26 protein-coding genes are annotated in these 24371 nt (G+C 62.6%); 14 read left to right on the top strand and 12 right to left on the bottom strand.

The features are described 5' to 3' along the window. The 3 genes from LDZ21_RS19050 to hpnA form a co-directional block, all read right to left on the bottom strand. The gene (locus tag LDZ21_RS19050) at positions 1 to 582 is read right to left on the bottom strand and encodes a hypothetical protein (protein WP_244795312.1); all 582 of its coding nucleotides are present in this window, start codon (positions 580 to 582) and stop codon (positions 1 to 3) included. A gap of 241 nt (positions 583 to 823) precedes the next feature. Next, positions 824 to 3070: an NADP-dependent isocitrate dehydrogenase gene (locus tag LDZ21_RS19045; protein WP_244795310.1), complete on the bottom strand. Its 2247-nt coding sequence runs from the start codon at positions 3068 to 3070 to the stop codon at positions 824 to 826. A gap of 194 nt (positions 3071 to 3264) precedes the next feature. Continuing rightward, positions 3265 to 4275 carry a hopanoid-associated sugar epimerase gene (hpnA, locus tag LDZ21_RS19040; protein ID WP_244795309.1) on the bottom strand — a complete coding sequence of 337 codons (1011 nt, stop codon included), beginning with the start codon at positions 4273 to 4275 and terminating at the stop codon, positions 3265 to 3267. A 168-nt stretch (positions 4276 to 4443) separates the two neighbouring features. On the opposite strand from hpnA, the gene LDZ21_RS19035 reads away from it, so the two are divergent. The 5 genes from LDZ21_RS19035 to LDZ21_RS19015 all read left to right on the top strand — a co-directional run bounded on the left by LDZ21_RS19035 (position 4444) and on the right by LDZ21_RS19015 (position 10606). Continuing rightward, the gene (locus tag LDZ21_RS19035; RefSeq protein WP_244795307.1) at positions 4444 to 7596 is read left to right on the top strand and encodes a hybrid sensor histidine kinase/response regulator; all 3153 of its coding nucleotides are present in this window, start codon (positions 4444 to 4446) and stop codon (positions 7594 to 7596) included. Between the two features lie 27 nt (positions 7597 to 7623). Beyond that, positions 7624 to 8460, top strand: coding sequence for a CheR family methyltransferase (locus LDZ21_RS19030; protein WP_035962916.1), 837 nt, complete (start codon positions 7624 to 7626; stop codon positions 8458 to 8460). Between the two features lie 2 nt (positions 8461 to 8462). Then, positions 8463 to 9059 carry a chemotaxis protein CheB gene (locus LDZ21_RS19025; protein ID WP_244795306.1) on the top strand — a complete coding sequence of 199 codons (597 nt, stop codon included), beginning with the start codon at positions 8463 to 8465 and terminating at the stop codon, positions 9057 to 9059. Positions 9060 to 9100: 41 nt separating this feature from the next. Then, positions 9101 to 10240, top strand: coding sequence for a hybrid sensor histidine kinase/response regulator (locus LDZ21_RS19020; protein ID WP_244795304.1), 1140 nt, complete (start codon positions 9101 to 9103; stop codon positions 10238 to 10240). 69 nt (positions 10241 to 10309) lie between these two features. After that, complete coding sequence (locus tag LDZ21_RS19015) at positions 10310 to 10606, top strand: acylphosphatase (protein ID WP_244795303.1); 297 nt, start codon at positions 10310 to 10312, stop codon at positions 10604 to 10606. Positions 10607 to 10609: 3 nt separating this feature from the next. Here the strand turns inward: LDZ21_RS19015 and egtD are convergent, their stop codons facing one another. Beyond that, positions 10610 to 11578, bottom strand: coding sequence for an L-histidine N(alpha)-methyltransferase (egtD, locus tag LDZ21_RS19010; RefSeq protein WP_244795302.1), 969 nt, complete (start codon positions 11576 to 11578; stop codon positions 10610 to 10612). Between the two features lie 197 nt (positions 11579 to 11775). Between egtD and rarD the strand changes: the two genes are divergently transcribed. After that, positions 11776 to 12753 (top strand): EamA family transporter RarD, encoded by a 978-nt coding sequence (rarD, locus tag LDZ21_RS19005; protein ID WP_244795301.1) that lies wholly within the window; start codon positions 11776 to 11778, stop codon positions 12751 to 12753. Positions 12754 to 12888: 135 nt separating this feature from the next. On the opposite strand, the gene LDZ21_RS19000 is transcribed toward rarD, so the two are convergent. Continuing rightward, on the bottom strand, positions 12889 to 13362 hold the full coding sequence (locus tag LDZ21_RS19000; RefSeq protein WP_244795299.1) for a hypothetical protein: 474 nt from the start codon (positions 13360 to 13362) through the stop codon (positions 12889 to 12891). A gap of 358 nt (positions 13363 to 13720) precedes the next feature. Between LDZ21_RS19000 and LDZ21_RS18995 the strand changes: the two genes are divergently transcribed. Together LDZ21_RS18995 and LDZ21_RS18990 are read left to right on the top strand one after the other, a co-directional pair. Beyond that, positions 13721 to 14086, top strand: coding sequence for a hypothetical protein (locus LDZ21_RS18995; protein ID WP_244795297.1), 366 nt, complete (start codon positions 13721 to 13723; stop codon positions 14084 to 14086). Positions 14087 to 14180: 94 nt separating this feature from the next. Further along, complete coding sequence (locus tag LDZ21_RS18990; protein ID WP_244795296.1) at positions 14181 to 14600, top strand: hypothetical protein; 420 nt, start codon at positions 14181 to 14183, stop codon at positions 14598 to 14600. A gap of 116 nt (positions 14601 to 14716) precedes the next feature. On the opposite strand, the gene LDZ21_RS18985 is transcribed toward LDZ21_RS18990, so the two are convergent. Together LDZ21_RS18985 and LDZ21_RS18980 are read right to left on the bottom strand one after the other, a co-directional pair. Next, a complete protein-coding gene (locus LDZ21_RS18985; protein WP_404981066.1) occupies positions 14717 to 15160 on the bottom strand; it encodes a transglycosylase SLT domain-containing protein in 444 nt (147 codons plus the stop codon). A 246-nt stretch (positions 15161 to 15406) separates the two neighbouring features. After that, positions 15407 to 16816, bottom strand: a complete 1410-nt coding sequence (locus LDZ21_RS18980; RefSeq protein WP_244795294.1) for an MFS transporter — start codon at positions 16814 to 16816, stop codon at positions 15407 to 15409. 163 nt (positions 16817 to 16979) lie between these two features. On the opposite strand from LDZ21_RS18980, the gene LDZ21_RS18975 reads away from it, so the two are divergent. After that, positions 16980 to 17300 carry a hypothetical protein gene (locus LDZ21_RS18975; protein ID WP_244795293.1) on the top strand — a complete coding sequence of 107 codons (321 nt, stop codon included), beginning with the start codon at positions 16980 to 16982 and terminating at the stop codon, positions 17298 to 17300. A gap of 70 nt (positions 17301 to 17370) precedes the next feature. Beyond that, the gene (locus LDZ21_RS18970; RefSeq protein ID WP_244795292.1) at positions 17371 to 17931 is read left to right on the top strand and encodes a J domain-containing protein; all 561 of its coding nucleotides are present in this window, start codon (positions 17371 to 17373) and stop codon (positions 17929 to 17931) included. A gap of 9 nt (positions 17932 to 17940) precedes the next feature. Here the strand turns inward: LDZ21_RS18970 and LDZ21_RS18965 are convergent, their stop codons facing one another. The 4 genes from LDZ21_RS18965 to LDZ21_RS18950 all read right to left on the bottom strand — a co-directional run bounded on the left by LDZ21_RS18965 (position 17941) and on the right by LDZ21_RS18950 (position 19550). Next, entirely contained in the window at positions 17941 to 18189 is a 249-nt protein-coding gene (locus LDZ21_RS18965; RefSeq protein ID WP_244795291.1) for a hypothetical protein, read from the bottom strand. A gap of 318 nt (positions 18190 to 18507) precedes the next feature. Then, on the bottom strand, positions 18508 to 18882 hold the full coding sequence (locus LDZ21_RS18960) for a VOC family protein (protein ID WP_244795290.1): 375 nt from the start codon (positions 18880 to 18882) through the stop codon (positions 18508 to 18510). Positions 18883 to 18893: 11 nt separating this feature from the next. Then, positions 18894 to 19217 carry a hypothetical protein gene (locus tag LDZ21_RS18955; protein WP_244795289.1) on the bottom strand — a complete coding sequence of 108 codons (324 nt, stop codon included), beginning with the start codon at positions 19215 to 19217 and terminating at the stop codon, positions 18894 to 18896. A 126-nt stretch (positions 19218 to 19343) separates the two neighbouring features. Continuing rightward, entirely contained in the window at positions 19344 to 19550 is a 207-nt protein-coding gene (locus LDZ21_RS18950; RefSeq protein WP_244795288.1) for a hypothetical protein, read from the bottom strand. Here LDZ21_RS18950 and LDZ21_RS31195 point away from each other — a divergent pair. The 4 genes from LDZ21_RS31195 to LDZ21_RS18935 all read left to right on the top strand — a co-directional run bounded on the left by LDZ21_RS31195 (position 19549) and on the right by LDZ21_RS18935 (position 22028). Then, positions 19549 to 19680: a hypothetical protein gene (locus LDZ21_RS31195; RefSeq protein ID WP_280519422.1), complete on the top strand. Its 132-nt coding sequence runs from the start codon at positions 19549 to 19551 to the stop codon at positions 19678 to 19680. The two genes, LDZ21_RS18950 and LDZ21_RS31195, sit on opposite strands and share 2 nt — an antisense overlap. A gap of 81 nt (positions 19681 to 19761) precedes the next feature. Continuing rightward, the gene (locus LDZ21_RS18945) at positions 19762 to 20295 is read left to right on the top strand and encodes a DUF3280 domain-containing protein (protein ID WP_244795287.1); all 534 of its coding nucleotides are present in this window, start codon (positions 19762 to 19764) and stop codon (positions 20293 to 20295) included. A gap of 144 nt (positions 20296 to 20439) precedes the next feature. Then, positions 20440 to 21504, top strand: a complete 1065-nt coding sequence (locus tag LDZ21_RS18940; RefSeq protein WP_244795286.1) for a beta-propeller fold lactonase family protein — start codon at positions 20440 to 20442, stop codon at positions 21502 to 21504. 113 nt (positions 21505 to 21617) lie between these two features. Then, positions 21618 to 22028 carry a hypothetical protein gene (locus tag LDZ21_RS18935; protein ID WP_244795285.1) on the top strand — a complete coding sequence of 137 codons (411 nt, stop codon included), beginning with the start codon at positions 21618 to 21620 and terminating at the stop codon, positions 22026 to 22028. 20 nt (positions 22029 to 22048) lie between these two features. On the opposite strand, the gene LDZ21_RS18930 is transcribed toward LDZ21_RS18935, so the two are convergent. Beyond that, positions 22049 to 24349 carry a TonB-dependent receptor gene (locus tag LDZ21_RS18930; RefSeq protein WP_244795283.1) on the bottom strand — a complete coding sequence of 767 codons (2301 nt, stop codon included), beginning with the start codon at positions 24347 to 24349 and terminating at the stop codon, positions 22049 to 22051. Positions 24350 to 24371 lie beyond the last annotated feature (22 nt).

Here is a 24371-nt window from a genome sequence, read left to right as displayed (position 1 = left end):
TCAGCGCCTGGTCAGCATCGCATATAGCTCGACGACCATATCCGGCGAGAAGGTGAACGGCACCCAGCCGTGACCCGTGTGACGCATCAGAAGCAGGCGGTCGCCATTGGCCTGCTTTTGCACCGCCATCACCGGATTCTTCGTCGCTGCGAAGCGCCAGCCGGGCGCGACGCCCATCGGCTGCTCCGCCGACATCGACGCCCGCACGTTCGACAACTCCTGAATTAGTTCCGACACGCCCTCCGGATTCAACAACACGGTCTGGCCGCCGATGCTCATCTGAATCGCATCGCGGTCGGGCCGCGACACGGTGAGCGTGGGCGGCGTGCCGGGCTGCGCCTCTGCCGCTGGCTCTGCCATTGCCAATGCTTCGGCGTCGTTCGCTGTATTCAGCGCCCGGGGCTCGGCCGGAACGCCGACCTGCTCGCCATCGTGGGCGTGGAAGGGCAGCGGCGCGGGGGCATCGTTCGTGGTTTCGTCGGTTGATACGACAGCAGGCGCAACGGCAGCGGGATGGGCGGCGGCCCGGAGGAGCGCATCGAGGCTCGACTCCAGCGCGCCGAGCTGGTCATGTAGGTTCATGCGTGTGTATGTCTTGCGAAGCTGGCAGCGGAGGCAACGATTTTAACCGCTCGCTTGCGCGCGAGCCGGCACACGTTGTAACCAAGTGCATGAGAAACGCGATGCAGACGACGCGAATGCGTCTGCGTACTGCCGGAACAACGAGGAGGGAAAAGCGCGGCGGCGCCGATCCAGATCAACGAAACGAATGGAACGGCGCCGCGCGGCAGGCGCGAGCCGGACGGCCCGCGCCGATACAGCGTTACTTCGCCTGCGCTTGCGACAGCACGGCGTTGAAGGTCTTGCTCGGACGCATCACCGCTTCGAGCTTCGCATCTTCCGGCTTGTAGTAGCCGCCGATGTCCGCTTCGCTGCCCTGCACGACGGTCAGTTCCTCGACGATCCTCTGCTCGTTCTCGGCAAGGCCCTTCGCGAGCGGCGCGAAGAACTCGGCGATTTCGCGGTCTTCCGACTGCCCCGCGAGTTCCTGCGCCCAGTACATCGCGAGATAGAACTGGCTGCCGCGGTTATCGAGCTGGCCGGCCTTCGGCGACGGGCCCTTGTTGTTGTCGAGCAGCTTGCCGGTGGCGGCATCGAGCGCCTTCGCGACGAGCTTGGCTTTCGCGTTGTTGCTCTTGATGCCGAGTTCTTCCAGCGATACCGCCAGCGCGAGGAATTCGCCGAGCGAGTCCCAGCGCAGGTGGTTTTCCTGCACGAGCTGCTGCACGTGCTTCGGCGCCGAGCCGCCCGCGCCGGTTTCGTACAGGCCGCCGCCCGCCATCAGCGGAACGATGGACAGCATCTTCGCGCTCGTGCCGAGTTCCATGATCGGGAACAGGTCGGTCAGGTAGTCGCGCAGGATGTTGCCGGTGACCGAGATGGTGTCGAGACCGCGAATCACGCGTTCGAGCGTGTAACGCATTGCGCGGACTTGCGACATGATCTGGATGTCGAGCCCTTTGGTGTCGTGATCCTTCAGGTACGTTTCGACCTTCTTGATGAGCTCGTTCTCGTGCGGACGATACGGGTCGAGCCAGAACACCGCCGGCATGCCCGAGTTGCGCACGCGCGTGACAGCGAGCTTGACCCAGTCGCGGATCGGCGCGTCTTTCACCAGGCACATGCGCCAGATGTCGCCTTGCTCCACTTGCTGCGTGAGCGATTCGATCACTTCGTTCGTCGCGTTGTCGACGATGCGCGCTGTGCCGTCCTGCGGAATCTCGAAGGTCTTGTCGTGCGAGCCGTATTCTTCGGCCTTCTGCGCCATCAGGCCGACGTTCGGCACCGTGCCCATGGTGCGCGGATCGAATGCGCCGTTGGTCTTGCAGAAGTTGATGATTTCCTGATAGATGCGCGCGAACGTGCTTTCCGGAATCAGGCACTTCGTGTCTTGCGGGCGGCCGTCGGCGCCCCACATCTTGCCGCCGGCGCGGATCATCGCGGGCATGGAGGCATCGACGATGACGTCGTTCGGTGCGTGCAGGTTCGAGATGCCCTTGGCGGAATCCACCATCGCCAGCGCCGGGCGATGTTCGTGACACGCGTGCATGTCGCGGATGACTTCATCGCGCTGGGAATCCGGCAGCGCTTCGATCTTCGAGTACAGATCGACGAGGCCGTTGTTCACATTCACGCCGAGTTCTTCGAAGAGCTTCGCGTGCTTGGCGAACGCTTCCTTGTAGAACACCTTGACGGCGTGGCCGAACACGATGGGGTGCGACACCTTCATCATGGTGGCCTTCACGTGCAGCGACAGCATGACGCCGGTCTTGCGCGCGTCTTCCATCTGGTCTTCGTAGAACGCGACGAGCGCCTTCTTGCTCATGAACATGCTGTCGACGATCTCGCCGTCCTGCAGCTTGACCTTCGGCTTCAGCACGATGGTCTCGCCGCTCTTCGTGACGAGTTCCATGCGCACTTCGCGCGCGCGGTCGTTCGTGATGGACTTTTCGCCGTGATAGAAGTCGCCATGCTTCATGTGCGCGACGTGCGTGCGCGAAGCCATGCTCCATTCGCCCATGCTGTGCGGATGCTTCTTCGCGTAGTTCTTGACGGCGAGCGGCGCGCGGCGGTCCGAATTGCCTTCGCGCAGGACCGGATTCACCGCGCTGCCGAGGCACTTCGAGTAGCGCTGGGCGATGGCCTTTTCTTCGTCGTTCTTCGGCTCTTCAGGATAGTTGGGCACCTTGTAGCCCTTGCCCTGCAGTTCCTTGATGGCGGCGACGAGCTGCGGCACCGACGCGCTGATGTTCGGCAGCTTGATGATGTTGGTGTCGGGCAACTGCGTGAGGCGGCCCAGTTCGGCGAGGTTGTCCGGAACGCGCTGCTCTTCGCTCAGAAACTCGGGAAATTCGCCGAGGATGCGGCCCGCGAGCGAGATGTCGCTGGTCGCGACGTTGACGCCGGCCTGCGTCGTGAAGGTGCGGATGATCGGCAGAAAGGCGCTGGTGGCGAGCAGCGGAGCTTCGTCGGTCAGGGTGTAGATGATGGTGGGTTGCTGGTTACTCATCGCTAGTCTCGACATCCAGAAACGGGTTGAAAGAAAACCGCCGGTCGGCTACACCCCGGCATCAATCCGCTATTTTGCCTTATTTCAGGCGCCAAGCGTGTGAAAGGACGTGCGGCGTCGGGTGGAAAACGGTGCTTTTTCCTTAGCAATCAGTGACTTAATATTTTTTAAGTCTTATAGAAGAGTTGGCCTTTTCATGCCCCCAAATACCCGTTCCCCCGAAACCACTCCAGCGCATCCCGCAAGCCTTCCCGGTACGGCCTCGCCCGATACCCCAGTTCGCGCTCTGCTTTCGCCGACGTGAAGTACATCTTGTTCTTCGACATCTTCAGCCCGTCGACGGTGACGAACGGCTCCTTGCCGCTGACCTTCGCATACAGTTCCGCGCCGATCGCGAGCGGATAGAGCGGCCCGCGCGGCAGGCGGATCGTCGGCGGCTTGCGGCCCACGAAGCCCGCGATATCCGCGAGCATCTGCTGCAAGGGCAGGTTCTCGCCGCCGAGAATGTATCGCTCGCCGATGACGCCGCGCTCCAGCGCGAGCAAGTGGCCATGCGCGACATCGTCGACATGCACGAGGTTGAGGCCCGTATCCACGAACGCGGGAATCTTGCCCGTCGCCGCTTCCACGATGATGCGCCCGGTCGGCGTCGGCCGCACGTCGCGCGGGCCGATCGGCGTCGACGGATTGACGATCACGGCGGGCAGGCCATCGTTCGCCACCATGCGCTCGACCGCGCGCTCGGCCAGCACCTTGCTGCGCTTGTACGCGCCGATCGTGCTCGCGGCATCCGAGGGCTTCGTTTCGTCGACGATCGCGCCCGAGCTCGTCACCTTGAGCGTCGCGACGCTGCTCGTGTACACGATCCGCTCGACGCCCGCCGCGAGCGCCGCGCGCATCGTGGCTTCCGTGCCTTGCAGGTTCGCGCGCTCGATTTCGCCCGGATCGGGCGCCCAGATGCGATAGTCGGCGGCGACGTGGAACAGATAGCGCACGCCTCGAAGCGCCGCGCGCATCGACGCTTCGTCGCGCATGTCGCCGACGACGATTTCCGCATCGAGCGATTCCACGTTCTTGCGCGGACTCGTCGCGCGCACCAGCACGCGCAGGTCGAAACCGCGTTCGATGGCGAGCCGCGCAACTGCGGAGCCGACGAAGCCAGAAGCGCCGGTGACGAGCACGCGTGAGCCGGAAAAATCAGTCATTGTTACCTCTTCGATGCGCGTGACGCGCGGCTTTCGGAACTAGTTCCGCGCGACAATCGCCGTTTTAATCGCCCGCTCAAGCCCATGTGACAAGGCGTTGCGGCTCGTGCTAAGGTCCGTGCCTGCTGCGGGGCGCGCGGCCCCGAAAAACGTCACTACCGGTCAACGATGCCTCAAGACAATCGCAACCACGCTCTGTGGATCTATATCGCCATCACGCTTTCGCTCGCGGCCGTGTTCGCCGTCGACGTTCTCACGCCGATGCGCTCCGCGATCTGGGTGTTCTATGTCCTGCCCGTCGTGCTCTGCATGTGGGTGGACCGCCCCGGCGTGCCGCTCGTCACGGCAGGCGTCGCGTCCGTGCTGATGATTCTCGGCTACATGTTCGCCACAGGCGACGCGCCCACCTCGCACGAAGTGCTCCAGATCAATCGCGCGATGGGCATCTTCGTGCTGCTCGTGCTGGCCGTGGTGGCGCATCTATATATCAAATCGCGGCTTGCCATACAACGCACCGCCTGGCTCCAGCAGGGCATCATGCAGATGAGCCTGCAGTTGCGCGGAGAGCAGTCCCCGGCTTCGATCGGCGTCAGCATCCTGCGTTCGCTAGTCCCGTATGTGAACGCGAAGGTCGGCGTCGTTTATTTGCTCGAAGGCGACTCGCTGCAACGCATCGCGGCCTGGGCGCTTCCCGATGAGGACGGCGCGCCCCGCCGGATTGCACTGGGCGAAGGGCTCGTCGGCCAGGCCGTGCAGGACAAGCGCCTGCTCGCACTCGGCGACGCCTCCGCGCATTATCTCAAGGCCGGCTCGGCGCTCGGCTCGGCGGCGGCATCGCGCGTGGTCATTGCGCCGCTTTTCGCCGATGGCGACGTCGCGGGCGCGCTCGAAATCGGTTTCGTCGGCAACGAAGGGCGTTTCGACGATGCCCGCACGCTGCTCGAGATGGCGTCCGAAGCGATGGGCATGGCCATGCGATCGGCGCGGTATCGCACGCGGCTCGTCGAATTGCTCGAGGAAACGCAGCGGCAAAGCGAAGAGCTTCAGGTGCAGCAGGAAGAACTGCGTGTCTCGAACGAGGAACTGGAAGAGCGCGGCCGCGCGCTGCAGGATTCGCAGGCGCGGCTCGAGCAGCAGCAGGCGGAACTCGAACAGACCAACGTGCAACTCGAAGAACATGCGCAGCATCTCGAGCGACAGAAGACCGAACTGCTGCACGCGCAGCAGGAACTGACCGCGAATGCGCTCGAAATGGAGCGCGCAAGCCAGTACAAGTCGGAGTTCCTCGCGAACATGTCGCACGAGTTGCGCACGCCGCTCAATAGCTCGCTGATCCTCGCGAAGCTGCTGGAGGACAACCGGCAGGGCAATCTCACCGAAGAACAGGTGCGCTACGCCGCGACGATTCATTCGTCCAACAGCGATCTGCTTTCGCTCATCAACGACATCCTCGATCTGTCGAAGGTGGAAGCCGGCCAGATGGACGTGCAGTTCGCCCCGGCCGCCGTCGAATCGCTGCTGCGGGCGCTGCGGCAATCGTTCACGCCGGTTGCGGAAACGAAGGGGCTGTCGTTCATCACGGAAGTGGCCGACGACGTCCCGCAGTACTTCGTCACCGACAGCCAGCGGCTCTTGCAAGTGCTGCGCAATCTGCTCGCGAACGCCTTCAAGTTCACCGAGCGCGGCAGCGTGACGGTCGCGGTGCAGCGCGCCGGCGACGACGCGGTGCGCTTCGAGGTGCGCGATACGGGCATCGGCATTCCGCGCGACAAACAGGACCTGATCTTCCAGGCGTTCCAGCAGGCAGACGGCACCACGAGCCGCAAATACGGCGGCAGCGGTCTGGGGCTGTCGATTTCGCGCGAGTTCACGCGTCTTTTGGGCGGCTCGGTCGGCGTATCGAGCGAAGTGGGCCGTGGCAGCATATTCTCGGTGAAGCTGCCGATCGCCGCGCGGGAAGGCACCGTGACCGCGAAGCTGGATACGATTGGCCACATGAGCGAGCCGGAACCCGCCGCGGTGAAGCCGCCGCCGCCGCCCGCGCCGATTTCCGCGCCCGCGCAGCCGCCATCGCAGCCCGACCTGCAAGCGCCGAAGCCCGAGCACCTGGGCATCGCCGATGATCGCGCGAACCGGCAGCGGCCGGACCGCGTGATTCTCGTCATCGAGGACGATCGGCGCTTCGCGGGCATCCTCTACGATCTCGCGCACGAACTGGACTTCGACTGCGTGCATGCCGCCAACGCGACGCAAGGCGTCGAACTGGCGCGCTCCCTGCAGCCGAACGGCATTCTGCTCGATGTCGGCTTGCCGGATCAGTCGGGTCTCACGGTGCTCGAATGGCTGAAGCACGATCCGCTCACGCGCCACATCCCGATCCATATCGTCTCCGCGACCGATCACGCCGACGTCGCGCTGCACCTCGGCGCAATCGGCTACACGCTCAAGCCGAGCGCGCGGGACGAACTGGCGCAGGCCATCCGCAAGCTCGAAGCGCGGTCGTCGCAAGGCATGCGGCGCGTGCTCGTGGTCGAGGACGATCTCGTGTTGCGCCAGAGCATTCACGCGTTGCTGGCGAGCGAGACGGTCGGCATCGTCGAAGCGGGGTCGATCGCACAGGCCGTCGAAGAATTGCAGCGCGCAAACTTCGATTGCGTCGTCATGGACCTGGCGCTGCCGGATGGCTCGGGCTATGAACTGCTCGAGAAAGTATCGACGAGCAGCGAGTTTGCGTCGCCGCCGGTGATCGTCTACACGGGGCGTCAGATTTCGCAGGAAGAAGAACAGCGCCTGCGCCGTTATTCCAAATCGATCATCATCAAGGGCGCGAAATCGCCGGAACGCCTGCTCGACGAAGTGACGCTTTTCCTTCATAGCGTCGAAAGCGCGTTGCCGCCGGAACAGCAGCGCATGTTGCGCGCGGCGCGTCAGCGCGACGACGTGTTCGAAGGCCGCACCATCCTGCTCGCCGAAGACGACGTGCGCAACATCTTCGCGTTGTCGCGCGTGATCGAGCCGCTCGGCGCGAAGCTCGAAATCGCGCGCAACGGACGCGAGGCGCTCGAAGCGCTGGCCCGTCACGACGACATCGATCTCGTGCTGATGGACGTGATGATGCCCGAGATGGACGGCCTCACCGCGATGACCGAGATTCGCAAGCGGCCGGAACATGCACGCCTGCCGATCATCGCGCTGACCGCGAAGGCGATGCAGAGCGATCGCGAAAAATGTCTCGAGGCGGGTGCGGACGATTACATATCGAAGCCCATCGATGTAGATAAGCTCGTTTCTTTGTGCCGCGTATGGTTGCGGCAGCGATGACTCAACGACGACGCAGCGACCGACGCAATGAACGACAGCAAGCACGATGAAGAAGCCACGTTCGACATCGAACTGAAGCTGATTCTCGAAGCCATCTATCTGAGGTATCAGCACGACTTCCGGCATTACGCGGTAAGTTCGCTACGGCGCAGGCTCGCGCAGGCGGTGCACGATCTCGAATGCACGACGCTTTCGCAACTGCAGGAGCGCATACTTCGCGAGCCGGCGCTGTTCGCGCGGCTTTTTCAGTACCTGACGGTGCAGGTCAGCGAGATGTTTCGCGATCCCTCGTATTTCCGGGCGATCCGCGAGCAGGTGGTGCCCATCCTGCAGACGTATCCGTCGATCAAGGTGTGGGTCGCGGGCTGCAGCAGCGGCGAGGAACTGTGGTCGCTCGCGGTGCTGTTCGCGGAGGAAAAGATCGCGGACCGCACCGTGTTCTACGCAACCGACATCAACGCCGAAGCGCTGCGTCAGGCCGAAAGCGGCATCTATCCGGTGGAACGGCTGGCGGGCTTCAGCCAGAACTATCTCGCGGCGGGAGGCAAACGTTCGCTTTCCGACTACTATCACGCGGCTTACGGCGCGGCGAAGTTCTCGCAGACGCTCAAGTCGCGTGTGGTGTTCGCGGACCATAGCCTCGCGACCGACAGCGTGTTTCTCGAAGCGCATCTCGTGTCGTGCCGCAATGTGCTGATCTATTTCGATCGCGCACTGCAGGATCGTGCGCTCGGTCTGTTCAGCGATTCGCTCGTGAGGCGCGGCTTTCTCGGGCTCGGCAGCAAGGAGAGCCTGCGTTTCTCGAAGCACGCCGATAGCTTCGCGGACTTCAATCCGCGCGAGCGGCTCTATCAAAAGGTATAGCGATGAGCACCATCGACGCCATCGTGATCGGCGCTTCGGCGGGCGGCGTCGAAGCACTCAATCTGCTGCTGCCCGCGCTGCCGCGTGAATTCGCGCTGCCCGTGCTGATCGTCGTGCACGTGCGGCAGGGACAGCCGAGCTTGTTGCCGGGACTGTTCGCCGAGCGGTGCAGCATCCCGGTGCAGGAGCCGTTCGACAAGGACGTGATCGCGCCCGGCGTGATCTACTTCGCGCCGCCCGGCTATCACATGATGGTCGAGGCCGAAGACGGCGCGTCGCCCGCGATTGCGCTTTCCGTCGATCCGCCGGTGCGCTTCTCGCGTCCTTCGGTGGACGTGCTGTTCGAATCGGCGGCGCATGCCTACGGCGAGCGGCTGCTCGGCATCGTGCTGTCGGGTGCGAACGACGACGGCGGGCGCGGCGCACGCGCCATTCGCGATGCGGGCGGCGCATGCTGGGCGCAGGACCCGGACACAGCATCGGCGCCTTCGATGCCGCAGGCGGCGATCGCACAAGGCCCGGCCAGCGAGGTGCTCGCGCTCGACGACATGGCGGCGCGCCTCGCCACGCATACACGCACACGCCGGATGCAAAGATGAACGCTATGAACGAAGGCATGGCCCAAGCAAGGAGTCACCAGATGACGCAACCCATCCACGTGCTGATCGTCGATGACATCCGCAACAACATCACGGCGCTCGAAGCATCGCTCGCGCGGCCGGATCTGTCGGTGCTGAAGGCCGAGTCGGGTCCGGCCGCGCTCGAACTGCTGCTCAAGCACGAAGTCGCGCTCGCCATTCTCGATGTCAACATGCCCGGCATGGATGGCTTCGAGCTTGCCGAACTGATGCGCGGCAGCCCCCGCACGGCGCACGTGCCGATCATCTTCCTCACCGCGACGGCGCAGGACGTGAGCCGCACGTTTCGCGGCTACGAAGCGGGCGCGGTGGACTTCCTCTACAAGCCGTTCGATTCGCGCATCCTCAATTCAAAGGTCGATGTGTTCATCCAGATGGAGCGGCAAAAGCAGCAGCTCGCGACGCAACTCGCGACCATGCAGCAATTGCTCGACGCGAACGAAATGCTGATGGCCGTGCTGGGCCACGATCTGCGCACGCCGCTGTCGGCGGTGATCGCATCGGCGGAATACCTGTCGCGCTTCGTGAAGGACGAGAACGTCGCGAATATCGGCACGCGCATCAAGTCGAGCGGCATGCGCATGGTTCGCATGGTCGACCAGTTGCTCAATCTCGCGCGTCTGCGTGGCGGGCGCGTGACGTTGCAGCCGCGCGCCGTCGAACTGGCGACGCTCGCCAAGAATATCGTCGAGGAATACGAGGCGCGCGTCGGCAAGGGACGCATCTTCGTGCTGCGTCAAGGCGATACCCTCCTGCAAGGCGATGGCGATCTGCTTTCGCAGGTGTTTTCGAATCTGATCGGCAATGCGCTGCAACACGGGCTCGAAGGGTCGTCGATACAAGTGCGGCTCGAAGGCGGCGCGAACGACGTGAAGATTATCGTGCAGAACGCCGGCGAGATTCCGGCGGAAATCCTGCCAGGCATCTTCGCGCCTTATCGTTCGGGGCGGCGTCAGAACGAATCGAGCGGTCTGGGGCTTGGTCTTTACATCACGCGCGAGATCGCGGAAATGCACGGCGGCGAGGTGAAGGTGCGCTCTTCCGCAGAAGCGGGCACGGCATTCGAAGTGACGCTGCCGCGCATCGTGCGTCCGCTTGCGGGCGATCACGCGGATCTGGCACAACCGTTCAGGCTGAGTTGAGCCGGCTCATACGCGCAGTCCCGGTCGTGTCTACAATGCGGCCATGTGAGGACATGGAAGGAATGCACGATGCCGGGCCCGGATCTGGATACGAGAATCGAAACTTATTATGTGCGTGTGAAAGGCGTGGTGCAGGGCGTCGGCTTTCGTCATCACACGGTCAGACGCGCGCACGCGCTCGGCGTGCGCGGCTGGGTCGCCAATCTCGATGACGGCTCGGTCGAAGCCGTCATACAGGGCGCGGCCAATCAGGTCGACCTGATGCTCGAATGGCTGCGCCGCGGCCCGCCGCATGCACGCATCACGGACTTCTTCAGCGAAGAGCGTTACGTCGAGAAGCGCTATGAACGCTTCGAACAGCACTGACGCTCAACGCGCCACCAGCAGGCTTTCCGCGAACTGCCATTCTTCATCGCGCCACTGATGCGTGCATTCGAAGCCCGCATCAACGGCGATCGGGGCGACTTCCTCAGCCGCATACTTGTGGCTGCTTTCCGACCAGATCGTTTCGCCCTGTTCGAAGTCGACGTGCAGATCCGCGTCGCGCACACGCACCGATAACGGACGCTTCGCGCGCAGATGCATTTCGATGCTGCGCGCATCGGGATTGAAGCGCGCGAGATGCTCGAAGGCATCGAGCGGAAAATCGCCGCCCAGCTCGCGATTGATCCGCGCAAGCAGATTCAGGTTGAACGCGGCCGTCACGCCGATGGGATCGTCGTAGGCCGCGATCAGCGTCGGCAGCGGCTTGATGAGATCGGTGCCGAGCAGAAGCGCGTCGCCGGGTTCGAGCATGCCGCGGATCGAGCGGAGAAACTTCGTCGCGGCAAGACGCGCGAAATTGCCGATCGTGCTGCCAAGAAACAGCACGAGCAAGTGCTCGCCCTTGTTCCGCTTCGCGCTCACTTCGGCGAGGCCGGCGAGGTAATCGCGTTCGTAACCGACGATCGACACACGTTCGATATCCCCAAGCTCCCGATGACACAACTGCAACGCCGTGCGCGATATCTCGATCGGGTAATACGCAGTGGGCTGCTTCTTGCACAGCGCTTCCAGAATGCGCCGCGTCTTGCGTCCGCTGCCGCTGCCGAGTTCCGCGACCTTCACGTTGGCGGGCAGCGCATTTACGATATCCGCCGCATGCGCCTTAAGCACGCGTTCCTCGGCGCGCGTGACGCCATATTCCGGCAAGGCGGTGATGACTTCGAACAGGGCGGAGCCGACTTCGTCATACAGATACATCGACGGAAGCTCTTTCTGCGGCCGCCTTGAAAGACCGGCGTGGACGGCTTCTGCAAAGGCGCTGGAAAAACGGGGCGACAAGGCGGGCTGAGTCATGACGTCTCCATCGTTGCGGCTTTTTCTTCGCGTGCCCCGCTCGGAATGAGGCACAGCGCTCGGATGCTGCTGATGCAATGACGCTTTCGGGAGGTATCGATTGGCGGTGAAGCAAAAAACACGCTAGACGCGGGTCACGCCGATGCTGCGTTTAGAATGCCGCTCAACGCATTCTGGCGCTGACGCGCGAAATCTCGATGAATCAGCATGTCATGGGCCGCGGCATTGCATTGTCCGTCGCCGCTTCCACGTTGTTCGCGCTCATGTCCGCTTATACGAAGTGGCTCGCCCCGCTCGATGGCCTCGACATCTTCGCGTGGCGCATGGTCTGGACGTTGCCCGGCGCGCTGCTGCTGGTGGCCGTTCGCAATCGATGGCCGCAATTATGCGCGCTCGTTGCGAAGCTTGCCGGAAACGTGCGCCTGCTTGCTGGATTCGCCGTTTCCGCTACGCTGCTCGGCTTGCAGCTGTGGATCTTTCTCTGGGCGCCGCTGCATGGCCGCGCGCTCGAAGTGTCGCTCGGCTACTTCCTGCTTCCGCTCGTGATGGTGCTGATCGGGCGCTTCCATTACCACGAGCGGCTCGATGCGCTGCAATGGGCGGGGGTCGCGGCAGCGGCGATCGGCGTAGCGCATGAGTTGATCGTCACGCAGGCGTTTGCCTGGCCGACGCTCGTCGTCATGCTGGGCTATCCGCCGTATTTCGTGTTGCGGCGTCGCCTCGACGCCGATCCGCTCGTCGCGTTCGCCGTCGAAATCATGTTGATCGCGCCATGTGCGCTGGTCACGCTGGCTGCACGCGGTTCCTTTGCCGTGGTCGCCGGTGCGCCGCTTCTTTCGATGGTGCTGCTGCCCGGTCTCGGCGCACTCAGCACGATTGCGCTCGCATCGTATCTTCGTGCGAGCCGCTATTTGCCGCTCGCACTGTTCGGCATACTCGGTTACGTCGAACCTGTGTTGCTGGTCGGCGTAGCGGTGCTATTGCTCGGCGAGCCGTTTTCGGCGGACAAGCTCGGCACGTATGGTCCGATCTGGCTGGCGGTTGCGCTGACCGCCGTGCATAGCGCACGGCTTCTGATGCATGAACGCGCGCAGCGTCGCGCAGCGCCGATGAGCGAGCATCATGCGAGCGCGGAGCATGAGGTCGGCGCGGCGGAGATCGAACGTATTGAGTGAAACCAGTAAATCAATGCGATAAAAAAGCGAGCCCGAAGGCTCGCTCGATGTGTCAACGCACGGGACCGAAGGAATCGACAACTCGACGGCCCGCGTGCGCAATGCGATGATCGGTTGAATGCGCGCCGGCTTCCCTTACTTCTTCGCGGCGTCGACCTTCGCATCGGCGGCCGCCTTGTTTGCGTCGCTTTGCGCCTCGACTTTTTCCTTGTCGGCCTTGGCTTGCGCCACGTTGGCATCCTTCGCTGCGTCGTGCTTCTTGTCATCGGCCTTGGCCTGTGCAGCGTGCTTCTTCTGGTTGGCTTTCGCCTGTGCCTTCGTGGCGTCACCGCGCGCGTCGGAGGCTTGCTCCGCCGTGGTCGCCCGCGCTACCTTCGCGGCTTCCTTGTTGGCGTCGGCTTGCGCCGATGCCTTGTCTTCGTTCGCCGATGCCTGCGCCTTGGCGGCATCGTGTTGAGCTTCGGCCTTCTTCTTGTTGGCCGTGGCCTGCGCCTCGGTCTTCTCGTGATTGGCCTTCACTTGCGCCTTGTCAGCGTCGGTTGTGGCGGTCTGCGCGAATACGGTGGTGACGAGCAGCGTGGATGCGAGAGCAGCGACGATTTTCTTCATGATTGTTCGACTCCTTGAGATCCTGCGTTATTCAACGACGCATGCCAATGCGCGGCATGTGACGATGAAAACGCGAAGCCGTCGTCGATCGTTGACCGCTGTTTGGTGACAAACGGTAACCAGCCGCTAGCAAATGAAACAGCCGTCGTGCATGGGCAAAGCCGTTGCAAAGTTCAAGAACACAAGTGTTACCAGCGCGCGAATTCTTCCCGGTTTGTAACGGCCGTCATTTAGTTCGGCATCCGAATCATCATTTGTAAGCGTTGAAATGCACCGTTACCAACTGCATCAGTTATTTCCTTAGCGCCTGCTTAAGATGCTTCTCACAAACCCGGACAACGGGATCAGGAGAAACACCATGAAGCGCGGAGCACTTGTCTTGTTGATGATCGGTAGTCTGTCGATGGCGGGCCAGGCCTCGGCGCACGGGCGCGGCGGCGGGTACGGTGGCGGACATGGCGGCGGTCACGGCGGCGACGGCGGCGCGATCATCGGCGCGTTGATCGGCGGCGCTGTGCTGGGCGCGCTCGTGACATCGGTCGCCAATGCGCAGCCGTCGTACGCACAGCCGGCCTATGCAGAACCGGCCGACGCTCAACCTGCGTACGCTCAACCGGTCTATGCCCAACCCGCGTATGCGCAACCGGCTCCGCCCGCAGGCTACTGCTATGACGGTTATCGGCGGGCCTATGTCCCATGTGCGCCCGCAGGCTACGGTTATTGATGCCTGTTCGAACGCGGCACGGTGCTTGCGCCAGCAAGGAGCGGTTGCGGCAAACGATACGCGCAGCCGGCACGCTAACTTTGGGAGATTCGCAATGAAAGCAATCACGATGAAACTGGTGGCCTCCGCGCTCGTCCTCGGCCTGTCGGGCGGCGTCTATGCGCAAGCGGGCGGCGGTGGCGGCGGTGCGGGCGGTGGAGGCAGCGCGGGCGGCGGTGGCGGGGCGGGTGCGGCAGGCGTCGGGGGCGGCATGGGCGCGGGCGGCAACGGATCGGCGGGTGCGGGCACGGGCGCGGCAGGCAAGGGCGGCGGCGTCGGCATGGGCGGCAGCGGGATGGGCGGAACGAGCGACGGCACGACTGGCACCGGGACCGGCGCGAAGAGCGGCATGGGCAACAACGGCGTGAACAACGGCATGGGCCAGGGCTCCATGCAACGCAGCGGTCCGGGCAGCACGGGCAGCGCAAGCCCGGGCGGCATGTCGAACGGCAGCGGCCAGCAACAGGGCTATTGACGCGTCGTGTCGATGATCAATGAGTGCCAAGCGGGTGCGATCGTCGCGAGCCTGAACGGGCTAGGCGGCATCCGCCACGCGGCGGCGCGCCGGGAGAACAACTAGGAGATGATGGGTTACTGAGCAGGCGCGGTGACCGGCTCAAACGTTTTCGCGCGGAGGCTGACCTTTTGCGCGTAGGCGCTCGATCCGCCGTAGTTCTTCAGCGCGGCATCGACATCGCCTTTTGCGGACTTCAGATAGCCATGCAAAATCGCCGAGCCGACTTCGATGTTGGCTTCCGGCTCCGTCAGATCGACATCGCGCACGAGTTTCTTGTGCGCCGACGGCACGACCTGCATCAGCCCCGTGGCGTTGTTCGCGCCCCTCGCCGTTTCCTTGAAACGCGATTCAATCGAGATGATGGCGAGCAAAAGCGCCGGGGGAAGCGAATACTTCGAAGCCGACCACATGACCGCCGTCGCGATGGCCTGCGCCTTTTCGCGCGCGATGCCGAATCGGCGTGTGATGGTTTCGGAGACTTTGTTATGCGCTTCTTCGCTTCGCGTGTCCTGCTGCACGGCATTTTGCGCCACGACATCGGAGGCGGCGGGCGCGCTTTCCTGCGCGAAGGCGGCCTGGGTGCAAGTCAGCAAGAGGGCGATCAGAAGGGATGTGCGGCGCATCGGACTCGGTGAGAAACAGCGGAGCCGCATTATAGCCCGACAAATTCCCGTTGCAGATCATGGACTTGTCCTAGATCTGAGGAATAGTTTCGTAAGGTAGAAGAAGTTACTTCCTCGAAAAGGCGCGCCTAGGTCCAGCGCCTAGGTCCGCCCGGCGCGCTTGGCCGACGGAGCCGAAATCCCTTCCCCGGCGTCGTGCGACAGGCGCGCGAACATCGGTAATGACGCCAGCACAAGAAGCGCCGTCGCGATGAATCCGCACGCGAGCTGCCACCGCTCTGTCTGCGTGCTGCCCGATACGAGCATCGTCGCCTCGATCGTCCCGGCGGCGACCGTGACGCCGAACGCCTTCATCAACTGCTGCGCAGTTCCTTGAAACGAGGTCGCCGCGGCGAGGCGTGCTTTCGGCACGTCGGCGAAGGCGAGCGCGCCCATCGTCGCGAAACTGAGCGAACGGCCCAGGCCGCCGACCAGCAGCAACAGAAAGATGGCGCTCGCGGGCCATGCTTGCGACATCGTCGAGCAAACGACGAGCACCGCCGCGAAAGAGACGCTGCCGGCGCAGAGCACCGTACGGACGGAGAATCGGCGCAGCGCGAGCGCGGTCATCGGCCTCATGCAGAACGAGCCCAGTGCGCTTGCGAACGTGATGAGCCCGCTCGCCGATGCGCTGTAGCCGAAGCCCGCCTGCAACGTCAGCGGCACGAGAAACGGCAGCGCGCCCGCGCCCGCCCGGAACAGGCTGCCCGCGATGGTGGCCGCGTGAAACGTCGGGATCGACAGCAACGAGAAATCGATGGCCGGATTGGGCGTCTTCCGGCAATGCAGTATCGTCGCCCGGAAAAGCAGCAAGCCGGCCGCGACGCAGATCCACGGCACACCCGCAGGCAACACGTCGCGCCCGGCGCTCTCGATGCCAATCATGAACAAACTGAGCGATGCGCCCGACAACAGCATGCCGCGCAGATCGGGCGCCGTGCGGCTTTCCGGCGGCGATGGCGGCAATAGCCGCCAGGTGAGCCACAAGCCGATGACGCCGACCGGGACATTGACCCAGAAGATGCTGCGCCACGAGAGCGTATCCGTGAGAAAGCCGCCGAGCGGCGGGCCGAGCAACGGGCCCACGAGCGCGGGCATCGTCAGCCACGTGGTCGCTTGCAGCAGTTCCTCGCGCCTGACGCCGCGAAAGAGAATGAGCCGGCCGACGGGCACCATCATCGCGCCGCCGAGACCTTGCACGACGCGCGCGGCAAGCAGCTGCGGCAGATTCATCGCGGCGGCGCACGCGATCGACGCTAATGTAAACGTCGCGATCGCCCACATGAATACCCGCCGTGCGCCGAAGCGGTCGGCCACCCATCCGCTGGCCGGAATGAACACCGTCAATGCGACGAGATACGCGGTGATGGCGCTGCTCAGATGAACGGGATCGACATGAAGATCGCGGGCCATGGTAGGAATGGCGGTCGCGACGATGGTCCCGTCCATGTTTTGCATAAAGAGCGCACTGGCGACGACAGCCGCCGTGATGCGAAAGTTGCCGCCCTTCACGATGCGTGGCCCGCGAATGCGCTCGAACGCAGCGGCCCGGCAGTTCCGGTGCGGGTTCCGATTCGATTGACGTGCATGTGCGCCAGTCTACTCGATGCCTCGGACTGCCGTCGGCGCGCTATGCTGGATGCATCCTCCTCGACGATGACGCAGCCCTTACGTCATGCCATTCGCTTTTCGCGGACGCCCTGAACTCGCCGGCCTCGACCGCAGCGCAAGACGCGAGGTGCGGCGGCTCGCATGGCACTTTGCGCAGCGCCACTGGAGCCTGCATGCGCCGGCGTTCGCCTGGCTCGTCTTCGTGCTCCTGCATACGCGCTATGGCGTCGTCGCGGGGCGTAGCGAATATCTCGTGGTGACGCTCGGCTTCTTCGTCGTCGCGGTGATCGTGATCCGCCTGCACATCGCGCTTTATCTGCGGCCCACACGCGCCATTTTCGATCTGATCGGCGCATCAGGCATTCGCGCCATCACGCGGCGCTAGACACAAAAGGCCCGTTTTAACGTGCTAGGATGCCTGTGCCCTTTCCTTCAACGAACGCTAAAGAACGCTGATGGCAACGTTATACGAAACGCTGGGCGTCGATGAGCACGCCACCGAGGAAGAGATCAAGCGGGCGTATCGCAAGGCCGCGATGCGTTGCCATCCTGACCGCAACGTCGGCAACGAAGAGGCCGCCCATGCGAAGTTTCACGAGATAAAAGAGGCTTACGCCATTTTGTCGGATCCCGCGCAACGCGAGGTCTACGACCGTATCTTCGCGGAAGAAATGGAGCGCCGTGAAGCGCAGCTACGCGAGGAAGAAGCGGCGCGCGAGGCGCTCTATGCGAAGCGTGTATCGCTTGCGATGCGCTTTGCGTCGGAAGGGCATAACGGTGACGTCGTGTTCGGCGTGCTGCTCGGCCAGGATTGCGATGAAGCGACGGCTCGGCAGATCGCGGAGAGCGTCGTCGCATTGCATGAGTCGCGCGAAGCGAAGGCAACGGGCGAACCCGCGCCCGAGCCCGCGACCGAGACGAGGGAAGCGCCGGCTCAAACTGCCGATCAACGCGCCAGCGCAATGAATCCGCTTGGCGCAATGTGGTTTCAGTTCTTCAACAACATGCGTCTTTGAGGCTTCCGGTCACGCAGCGAGCCGCTCTCGCCTGATGTTCGCTCGCTGCGGCGCAGGCGGATAAACGCACCACTGTCCGTCATCGTGTCGAAAGAAGAATAACGCTCTCGACGCTGCGCCCTGCAATGTTTCGACGCACACGTACCGCGTGTGATCGGCGCGAGTTCGGCTGAACTTCGTGACATGCACCGGCACGCTTGCCGGCGCGAGCCATTTCTCCACTTGAGAACGTAGGGATCGTTCGTTGATGCTTTTCATCTGAAGTCTCCTGCACGCGGCGTTCATGTCTGGATATCGGCTAGAAGCGCACGAGGCTTTAAGCCGCATGAATGACGCCTGCCGCAACGCACCACACTCGTGACAAAGCACTTGAACTCTACGCCGTGAATCCGCCAGCGTCGTGCCTTTTTGCGAAATAGCAACAGCACGTGACCAAGCTTTAATTAAGGCGTTGATGTGCCTGTATGTTCAAGGCGTGTCGTGCGCGGGTATGTGCGCGAACGGTCATATCGTCGGACCGGTGCGTACGGTTACCGTCAAAGAGGCATTAGCGAAACGCATGCCCGGCCCGATGCGTTATAGCGGACGCGCGAAGCTGAGTTCGTGACCGTCGGGATCGGTGAGATGAAAATAGCGCTCGTTCCAGGGCGCATCGCGCGGCGCAAACAGCGGCTCGATGCCGCTTGCGCACGCCTTGCGATAGAACGCATCCACGTCGGACACGTAGATGATGACGCGGCCCCACCATTGAATGGGACCGTGCGTTTCGCTGGTGATGTTGAGAAAGGAACTGCCCAGCGCGAAAGAGGTGAACGCTTCATCAGCGCCGCCGTGAACGATGCGAAAACCGAGCGCCTGATAGAAGCGCACGGCACGTCGCATGTCGTGCGTCGCGAGCGTGATTGCGCTCAGACTTTCGACGCGCGCATCATCGTGATCCGAAGGTTCCATGCGTGGCGCCGTCATTCGGGATGACGATGCGAAACGATCGACAGCACCGATAAATCCGGATGCGTCCCGTCGATGATGCTCTTGCCGATATGCCGCGCTTCTTCCACTGCGTCTTGCGCGGTCCGGTATTCATCGTCGCCATCGGCGTGGAAATAAACGGCTTCCGCAGGCGTATTGGCGTTCGTTCCATGGCGGCATACTCGACCGATGAACACATATCGCTCAGCCGCGCGTGGAGGCGCGTGCTCCGGCGTCGGTTTGATTTGCGGCAGCACGTGTATGTCGAAGCCCTCATATTCGAAGACCTGCCATTGTGAAGCGGGTTCGCCGGACATGATCGCCTCCCTGTCGTTGCCAGGCTCGCATTGCAACGTTACTCCACTTCGGCATGCGAATCCATCGGGAACGACGGGTTGCCACGAGCGGCTCGCACGCGATGGACACGAGCCGCCAACGCCGCATCACACGATATACGGTCCGCTGATGCGCCCTTCGAAGATGGCGATGTTGATGCCCCAGTCATCGACGGTTGCGGGCGAGCGGCCATCGACGATGGCGGACACGGCCCTTCCGCCTGTGATGCGCTGCATCTGTTGCTGAGAGAGCGTGGCTTCGTCGTGGGTCCTATTATCGGGCGGAAGGTCTGCAATGGCGAGAGTGCGTTTCATGGTGGTGCTCCTGGCGGATAGCTTGAAGTGGATCGAGCATCGCGATGCTCGCCACGAGTTTTGCAAGGCCTATGCCAATTTGCGCCGCCTGGGCGTGGGGCTTGGCGCAGCGCGCAACAGCCGCACTTGATCGAGTCGTCAGGCGGCGGTATGTTGGAATCGCGCGAACAGATGAACACCGTGGTGTTGGCGCATCCATCGGGACTGGACCATGACCGTCATTGTTCGAGCATTGAGTTTTGTCTTCGCGAGCGCAGTGCTTTTTAGCGGCTGCGTTCTCGCGCAAGACGCGCGGCAATCTATTGCACTGCTCGACTGCACGCTCATCGACGATAACGCCGCCTACAACGACGCCGACATCAACCGCATTCAAAGCCAGCGGCTTCAGATGATCAGCAGCACCTTGCGCGATGACGTACATCAACGCGCGCTGTTCGAAGTCGCGGATAACGCGCGAGCAAGCGATCTCATCGCCTCGCTGCAAAGCGGTCAGGACATGAGCGCGTGCAATGGCTGTGAACTGCGTGTGGCGCGTGAGTTGGGCACGTCGCGGGTCGGCGTGTGCTGGGTGCAGAAGATCAGCAATCTGATACTTAACATGAACCTGCGGGTGGAGGACGCACACAGCGGCGCAACGCTCTTTCAGCGTTCGGTCGATATTCGCGGCAACACGGACCAGTCATGGCGACGCGGCGCAAAGGCACTGGTCGATCTTCTCGCGAACGATGTGTCCGCGCTTCATTGATCCTTCGCGAAGGGAATTCGGGAATTTCTCCCGCCCGATGCGATTGCGTGCGCGGCGTCTCCTGCGCTAAGTTAGTCGTTGGGCCAGGCTCACCTGAAACGGCCCGCCATAGAACGAACAAAGAACGTTCAGCCGGAGACGCTCATGCAAGTCACCATCAAGGCGGCGCGCCTGGCGTGCGCGTCGTTTCTCGCACCCGCTTTGTTTCTCTCCGCATTCAGCGCGCACGCCACGGCACAGACCGCTTATGTGACCAGCGAAACCGCCGGGGTCGGCGTGATCGATCTCGCGAATTTCTCGCTTGCCAGAACCATCGACGTGGGAAAAGACGGCCCGCGCGGCTTGAGCCTCAATCAGGACGGCACGCGCCTGTATGTTGCCAACAAAGCGACGGGCGATCTTTCGGAAATCGATACCGTTTCGGGCAAAGTCACGCGGCGCGTGAAGATCGGTAAGAACCCGGAATTCGTGCGCGTGCACGGCGGTTATGCCTATGTGACGTATGAGCCGGGCGAATCCGGCGGGCCGCCCAAGCCCGGCGAGCCGGAGAAGGATGACGACGACCCGAACTCACCGCCCGCCGAAATCGCCATCGTCGATTTGAAGGCGTTGAAGGTCACGCGCTCAGTGAAGAGCGGCCATGAAACGGAAGGCGTCGAATTTTCGCGGGACGGCACGCTGATTCTCGTCACGAACGAAGGCGACGACACGGTGTCCGTCTACCGTGCGCGCACGGGCAAGCCGGTACGCACCGTCGAACTGCAAAAGGGCTCGCGTCCGCGCGGCATCAAGATATCGCCCGATGGAAAGCAATACGTCGTCACGCTGGAAAATGCGAACAAGTTCATCGTGCTGGACGGCAAGGACCTGAAGGTCGTCAAGACCGTCGATACGAAAACCGGCCCCTATGGCGTATCGTTCGATCCTTCGGGCAAGCGCCTGATCGTGGCTGCATCGCGGGACAAAACCCTGCAAGTGTTCAATGGCGTCACCTACGCGCACATGAGCGACATACCCGTCGGCCAGCGCTGCTGGCATTTCAGCTTCACGCCCGATGGATCGCGGCTGCTGCTGGCATGCGGCCGCTCCAATGCGGTGTATGTGCTCGATGCGTCGAACTTCCAGACCGTCAGCCAGATCGGCGATTTGCCGCTTGCATGGGGCATCGTCACGTATCCGCCGAGCGCGGGATCGATAGCGGGCCGCTGATCGCGCTGGCCGCACGGCCGTTTCGCTTTGCACCGCGCATCGTTGCTCAATCCACCTTCCGCCTCGCTGTGAGCGGCTGCTAGTATCAGATAGGCTCTCCGGCGAGGACGATCATGCTTACATTAGCCGAGGCGTTTGACGCAATATCCGATACTCCGGTAAGCAGGCGCATTCTGCTTGCGGCCCAGGGCAGCACGGGCAATTGCCGATGGCTGCCCGCACACGTCGGCAAGCACGGCGAGCTTCGTTACGAGCAGTGCATCCAGGAAGGCATCGAACTGGACGACGATGCCGCCGACGCGCTCCGCCTTTTCGATGCCGGCTCGCTTTCCTCGTGCGCGCTCGTCGCGCATCTTGGCGCGCTGGGCGTGGGCGCGCTCGTGATGGGACCGGAATCGCCCAGCGATGCCATGCGGATGCTCGAGCAACTCAAGGCCAACGCACTTGGCCGCTTCGTCGAGAAATTTCTGGCCGACTTGCGGCAACGGCGGCCTGCCAAGATCTATCCGTTCAAACCGCGCTGAGCTGGAGCTGGCAGCAGCACTCAATTCCATGCATAGCGCAAGCCGACCCAGACGCCACGTGGCGCACCAATGCCGAGGAATTGCTCATTGGTCGTATCCGCGCCGTTGAAGGTATGGTTCGGCCCGTTAAAGAAGTTCTCGCCGAGAATCGCGAAGTTCGCGTAGCGTTTGTTGAGCAGGTTCTTGACGGTCGCATAGACTTGCAACTGCTTCGTGACGTTATAGGTCGTGTCGAGATCGATCAGGAAATAGCCGGCGATGCTGCCGTTCACATCCTGATTGTTCTCGTCGCCGCGCGCAAAGATATTGCTGCGATACGTGAGGTTCGTGCCGATATTCCATCGCGAGAGCGGGTTGTAGTCCACGCGCAATTTCACAGTATTCGCGGGAATGCCGGGAATGCGGTCTCCGGAATGCACGGTAATGTTGCCGTCCGCGTCCGCGCTCGAATTGCTCGCGCTGTTCTCCGTCCATGTGGAACGATACGTCGCGTTCACATAGCTGTAGCTCGCGGCGAACCCGAGCGGTCCCCATCGCGTCCGGCCCGCAAGTTCGAAACCCTGACGGCGTGTCTTGCCGACGTTCTGAAAGTAGCCGAGCGTGCTCGTTGCGCCTTCGCTGCTGACGAACTGGATGTCGTCCGTGAGCGTCGTGCTGTATAACGCAGCGCTCCAGGTCGTCGATGTGCCGATATGTCCGCGTGCACCTATCTCGAACGTCTTCGAGATGACCGGCTTTAGTTCGGGGTCCGCAATGAAATCGTTCGGAAGCGAGCACGGGGCGTTCGGGTCCGCGCATGCAAGCTCGATTGCCGTTGGGGAGCGCATGCCTTCGTTGTAGGTCGCATACGCCGTGAACCACGGCGTCGGGTTCCAGTTGAAGCCAATTGCCGGATTGAAACGCGAGAACGTGTGCCGTCCATCGAGCAGCGGCTGTACGCCGCTTTCATCGCCGATGGTCGCCTTGGCCCAGTTATAGCGGCCCGCGAGCGTCATCGACCATTGCTCGGTGAACGACAGCGTGTTCTCGAAGTAAATGCCCCAGTTTTCATTGCGCGTCTTTGCGTTCGTCGTCGGCACGAAGGGGCCGAGGCCGATCGTCGCGCGGCTATCGGTGAACTCCGCGGGCTGCGACGACTGAGTGAAATGCGAATTGGCGAAGTCGCCTGCTCCGCCGAGAATCAACTGGTTGTCCATGCCGAACAGCTTGTTGAGCAGCGTCAGTTGCAGGCTTGCGCCATAGCTATCCGTCACGATCACCGATTGATCGTTGGTCGCCTGCGTGAGATCGATCGTGCCGTCATCATCGGCTTCGCCGTAATTGTCGTTGACGTTGCTGCTTACGTTGCGGTTGCGGTAGTGCCGGTAATACAAATTGCCGCTCAACTCCACATTCGGCGAAAAGTAGTGCTCGCCCGACAGCGTGATATAGCCCACCTGATTTTCATTCGTGTCGGGAAACGTATAAGCCTGCTTGTAGTTGTCGAGAAACGAGCGCGGAATGGTCTGCGATCCGTTCAGCGTGTTGTCCGCGCCGCCCATCGAGAGAGAAATGGTCGTGTCGGCGTCCGTGTAACGTAGCTTCCCGAACGCCTGACGCAAGCGGCTCGAATTCTGTGCCGCCCAGCCGTTGTCATTCGCGATGTTGGCCGTGAAGTAGTAGTCGAGGTTGCTGCCGATCACGCCGCCCTGTTCGATCTGCGCAGTCTTTCTGCCCCACGATCCGCCGCTGATATCGATGTTTCCGCCGGGATTCGTGCGGCCGTTCTTGGTCGTGATGGCGATTGCGCCGCCGAGCGTATTGAGGCCGAAGGTCGGATTGGAACCGGGAATGAGTTGCATCGTACTGATGGCGGCTTCCGGAATCAGATCCCAGTTCACGACATCGCCGAACGGCTCATTGATGCGAACGCCATCGAGAAACACTGAAAGGCCCTGCGGCGTGCCGAGCAAGGGCGACGCTGTGAAACCCCGATAATTGATATCAGTTTGAGAAGAATTGCCCTGCGCGTCGTTGACGTCGACACTCACTACGTTTTGCTGCAGATAGTCGGTGACGGTCGCGGAGTGCTGCGCTTCGATCTCGTTGCCTTTGATGGTCTGCACGTTCGCCGGGACCTTTTCGAGCGGCGTGCCCACGCCCAGTAAGGGTGTGGTTCCGACCACGACGATAGTCGGCAATTCCGTATTCGGCGGCGCGCTGGCCGCTTGCGCCCATGCGCCGGCAGTGATGCTCGCCAATGCGCTCCCGAACACGAGCTTCAGTCGCGCTCGGGGTTTGAACCGATGCGCGATGGCGGACTGGCGCGGCATGCTCCTCATTGTCGTCTCCGGTTATTCTTTG

This window comes from Caballeronia grimmiae (assembly GCF_022879615.1).
GTDB classification, from domain to species: Bacteria; Pseudomonadota; Gammaproteobacteria; order Burkholderiales; family Burkholderiaceae; genus Caballeronia; species Caballeronia grimmiae.
This window is presented reverse-complemented; position numbering and strand designations above follow the sequence as displayed.

What these genes read in the sequence shown, in the direction of transcription:
- LDZ21_RS19050 (WP_244795312.1), bottom strand. Translation starts at nt 582, where the DNA reads ATGAACCTACATGACCAGCTCGGCGCGCTGGAGTCGAGCCTCGATGCG.
- LDZ21_RS19045 (WP_244795310.1), bottom strand. Translation starts at nt 3,070, where the DNA reads ATGAGTAACCAGCAACCCACCATCATCTACACCCTGACCGACGAAGCT.
- hpnA (WP_244795309.1), bottom strand. Translation starts at nt 4,275, where the DNA reads ATGACTGATTTTTCCGGCTCACGCGTGCTCGTCACCGGCGCTTCTGGC.
- LDZ21_RS19035 (WP_244795307.1), top strand. Translation starts at nt 4,444, where the DNA reads ATGCCTCAAGACAATCGCAACCACGCTCTGTGGATCTATATCGCCATC.
- LDZ21_RS19030 (WP_035962916.1), top strand. Translation starts at nt 7,624, where the DNA reads ATGAACGACAGCAAGCACGATGAAGAAGCCACGTTCGACATCGAACTG.
- LDZ21_RS19025 (WP_244795306.1), top strand. Translation starts at nt 8,463, where the DNA reads ATGAGCACCATCGACGCCATCGTGATCGGCGCTTCGGCGGGCGGCGTC.
- LDZ21_RS19020 (WP_244795304.1), top strand. Translation starts at nt 9,101, where the DNA reads ATGACGCAACCCATCCACGTGCTGATCGTCGATGACATCCGCAACAAC.
- LDZ21_RS19015 (WP_244795303.1), top strand. Translation starts at nt 10,310, where the DNA reads ATGCCGGGCCCGGATCTGGATACGAGAATCGAAACTTATTATGTGCGT.
- egtD (WP_244795302.1), bottom strand. Translation starts at nt 11,578, where the DNA reads ATGACTCAGCCCGCCTTGTCGCCCCGTTTTTCCAGCGCCTTTGCAGAA.
- rarD (WP_244795301.1), top strand. Translation starts at nt 11,776, where the DNA reads ATGAATCAGCATGTCATGGGCCGCGGCATTGCATTGTCCGTCGCCGCT.
- LDZ21_RS19000 (WP_244795299.1), bottom strand. Translation starts at nt 13,362, where the DNA reads ATGAAGAAAATCGTCGCTGCTCTCGCATCCACGCTGCTCGTCACCACC.
- LDZ21_RS18995 (WP_244795297.1), top strand. Translation starts at nt 13,721, where the DNA reads ATGAAGCGCGGAGCACTTGTCTTGTTGATGATCGGTAGTCTGTCGATG.
- LDZ21_RS18990 (WP_244795296.1), top strand. Translation starts at nt 14,181, where the DNA reads ATGAAAGCAATCACGATGAAACTGGTGGCCTCCGCGCTCGTCCTCGGC.
- LDZ21_RS18975 (WP_244795293.1), top strand. Translation starts at nt 16,980, where the DNA reads ATGCCATTCGCTTTTCGCGGACGCCCTGAACTCGCCGGCCTCGACCGC.
- LDZ21_RS18970 (WP_244795292.1), top strand. Translation starts at nt 17,371, where the DNA reads ATGGCAACGTTATACGAAACGCTGGGCGTCGATGAGCACGCCACCGAG.
- LDZ21_RS18965 (WP_244795291.1), bottom strand. Translation starts at nt 18,189, where the DNA reads ATGAAAAGCATCAACGAACGATCCCTACGTTCTCAAGTGGAGAAATGG.
- LDZ21_RS18960 (WP_244795290.1), bottom strand. Translation starts at nt 18,882, where the DNA reads ATGGAACCTTCGGATCACGATGATGCGCGCGTCGAAAGTCTGAGCGCA.
- LDZ21_RS18955 (WP_244795289.1), bottom strand. Translation starts at nt 19,217, where the DNA reads ATGTCCGGCGAACCCGCTTCACAATGGCAGGTCTTCGAATATGAGGGC.
- LDZ21_RS31195 (WP_280519422.1), top strand. Translation starts at nt 19,549, where the DNA reads ATGGTGGTGCTCCTGGCGGATAGCTTGAAGTGGATCGAGCATCGCGAT.
- LDZ21_RS18950 (WP_244795288.1), bottom strand. Translation starts at nt 19,550, where the DNA reads ATGAAACGCACTCTCGCCATTGCAGACCTTCCGCCCGATAATAGGACC.
- LDZ21_RS18945 (WP_244795287.1), top strand. Translation starts at nt 19,762, where the DNA reads ATGACCGTCATTGTTCGAGCATTGAGTTTTGTCTTCGCGAGCGCAGTG.
- LDZ21_RS18940 (WP_244795286.1), top strand. Translation starts at nt 20,440, where the DNA reads ATGCAAGTCACCATCAAGGCGGCGCGCCTGGCGTGCGCGTCGTTTCTC.
- LDZ21_RS18935 (WP_244795285.1), top strand. Translation starts at nt 21,618, where the DNA reads ATGCTTACATTAGCCGAGGCGTTTGACGCAATATCCGATACTCCGGTA.
- LDZ21_RS18930 (WP_244795283.1), bottom strand. Translation starts at nt 24,349, where the DNA reads ATGAGGAGCATGCCGCGCCAGTCCGCCATCGCGCATCGGTTCAAACCC.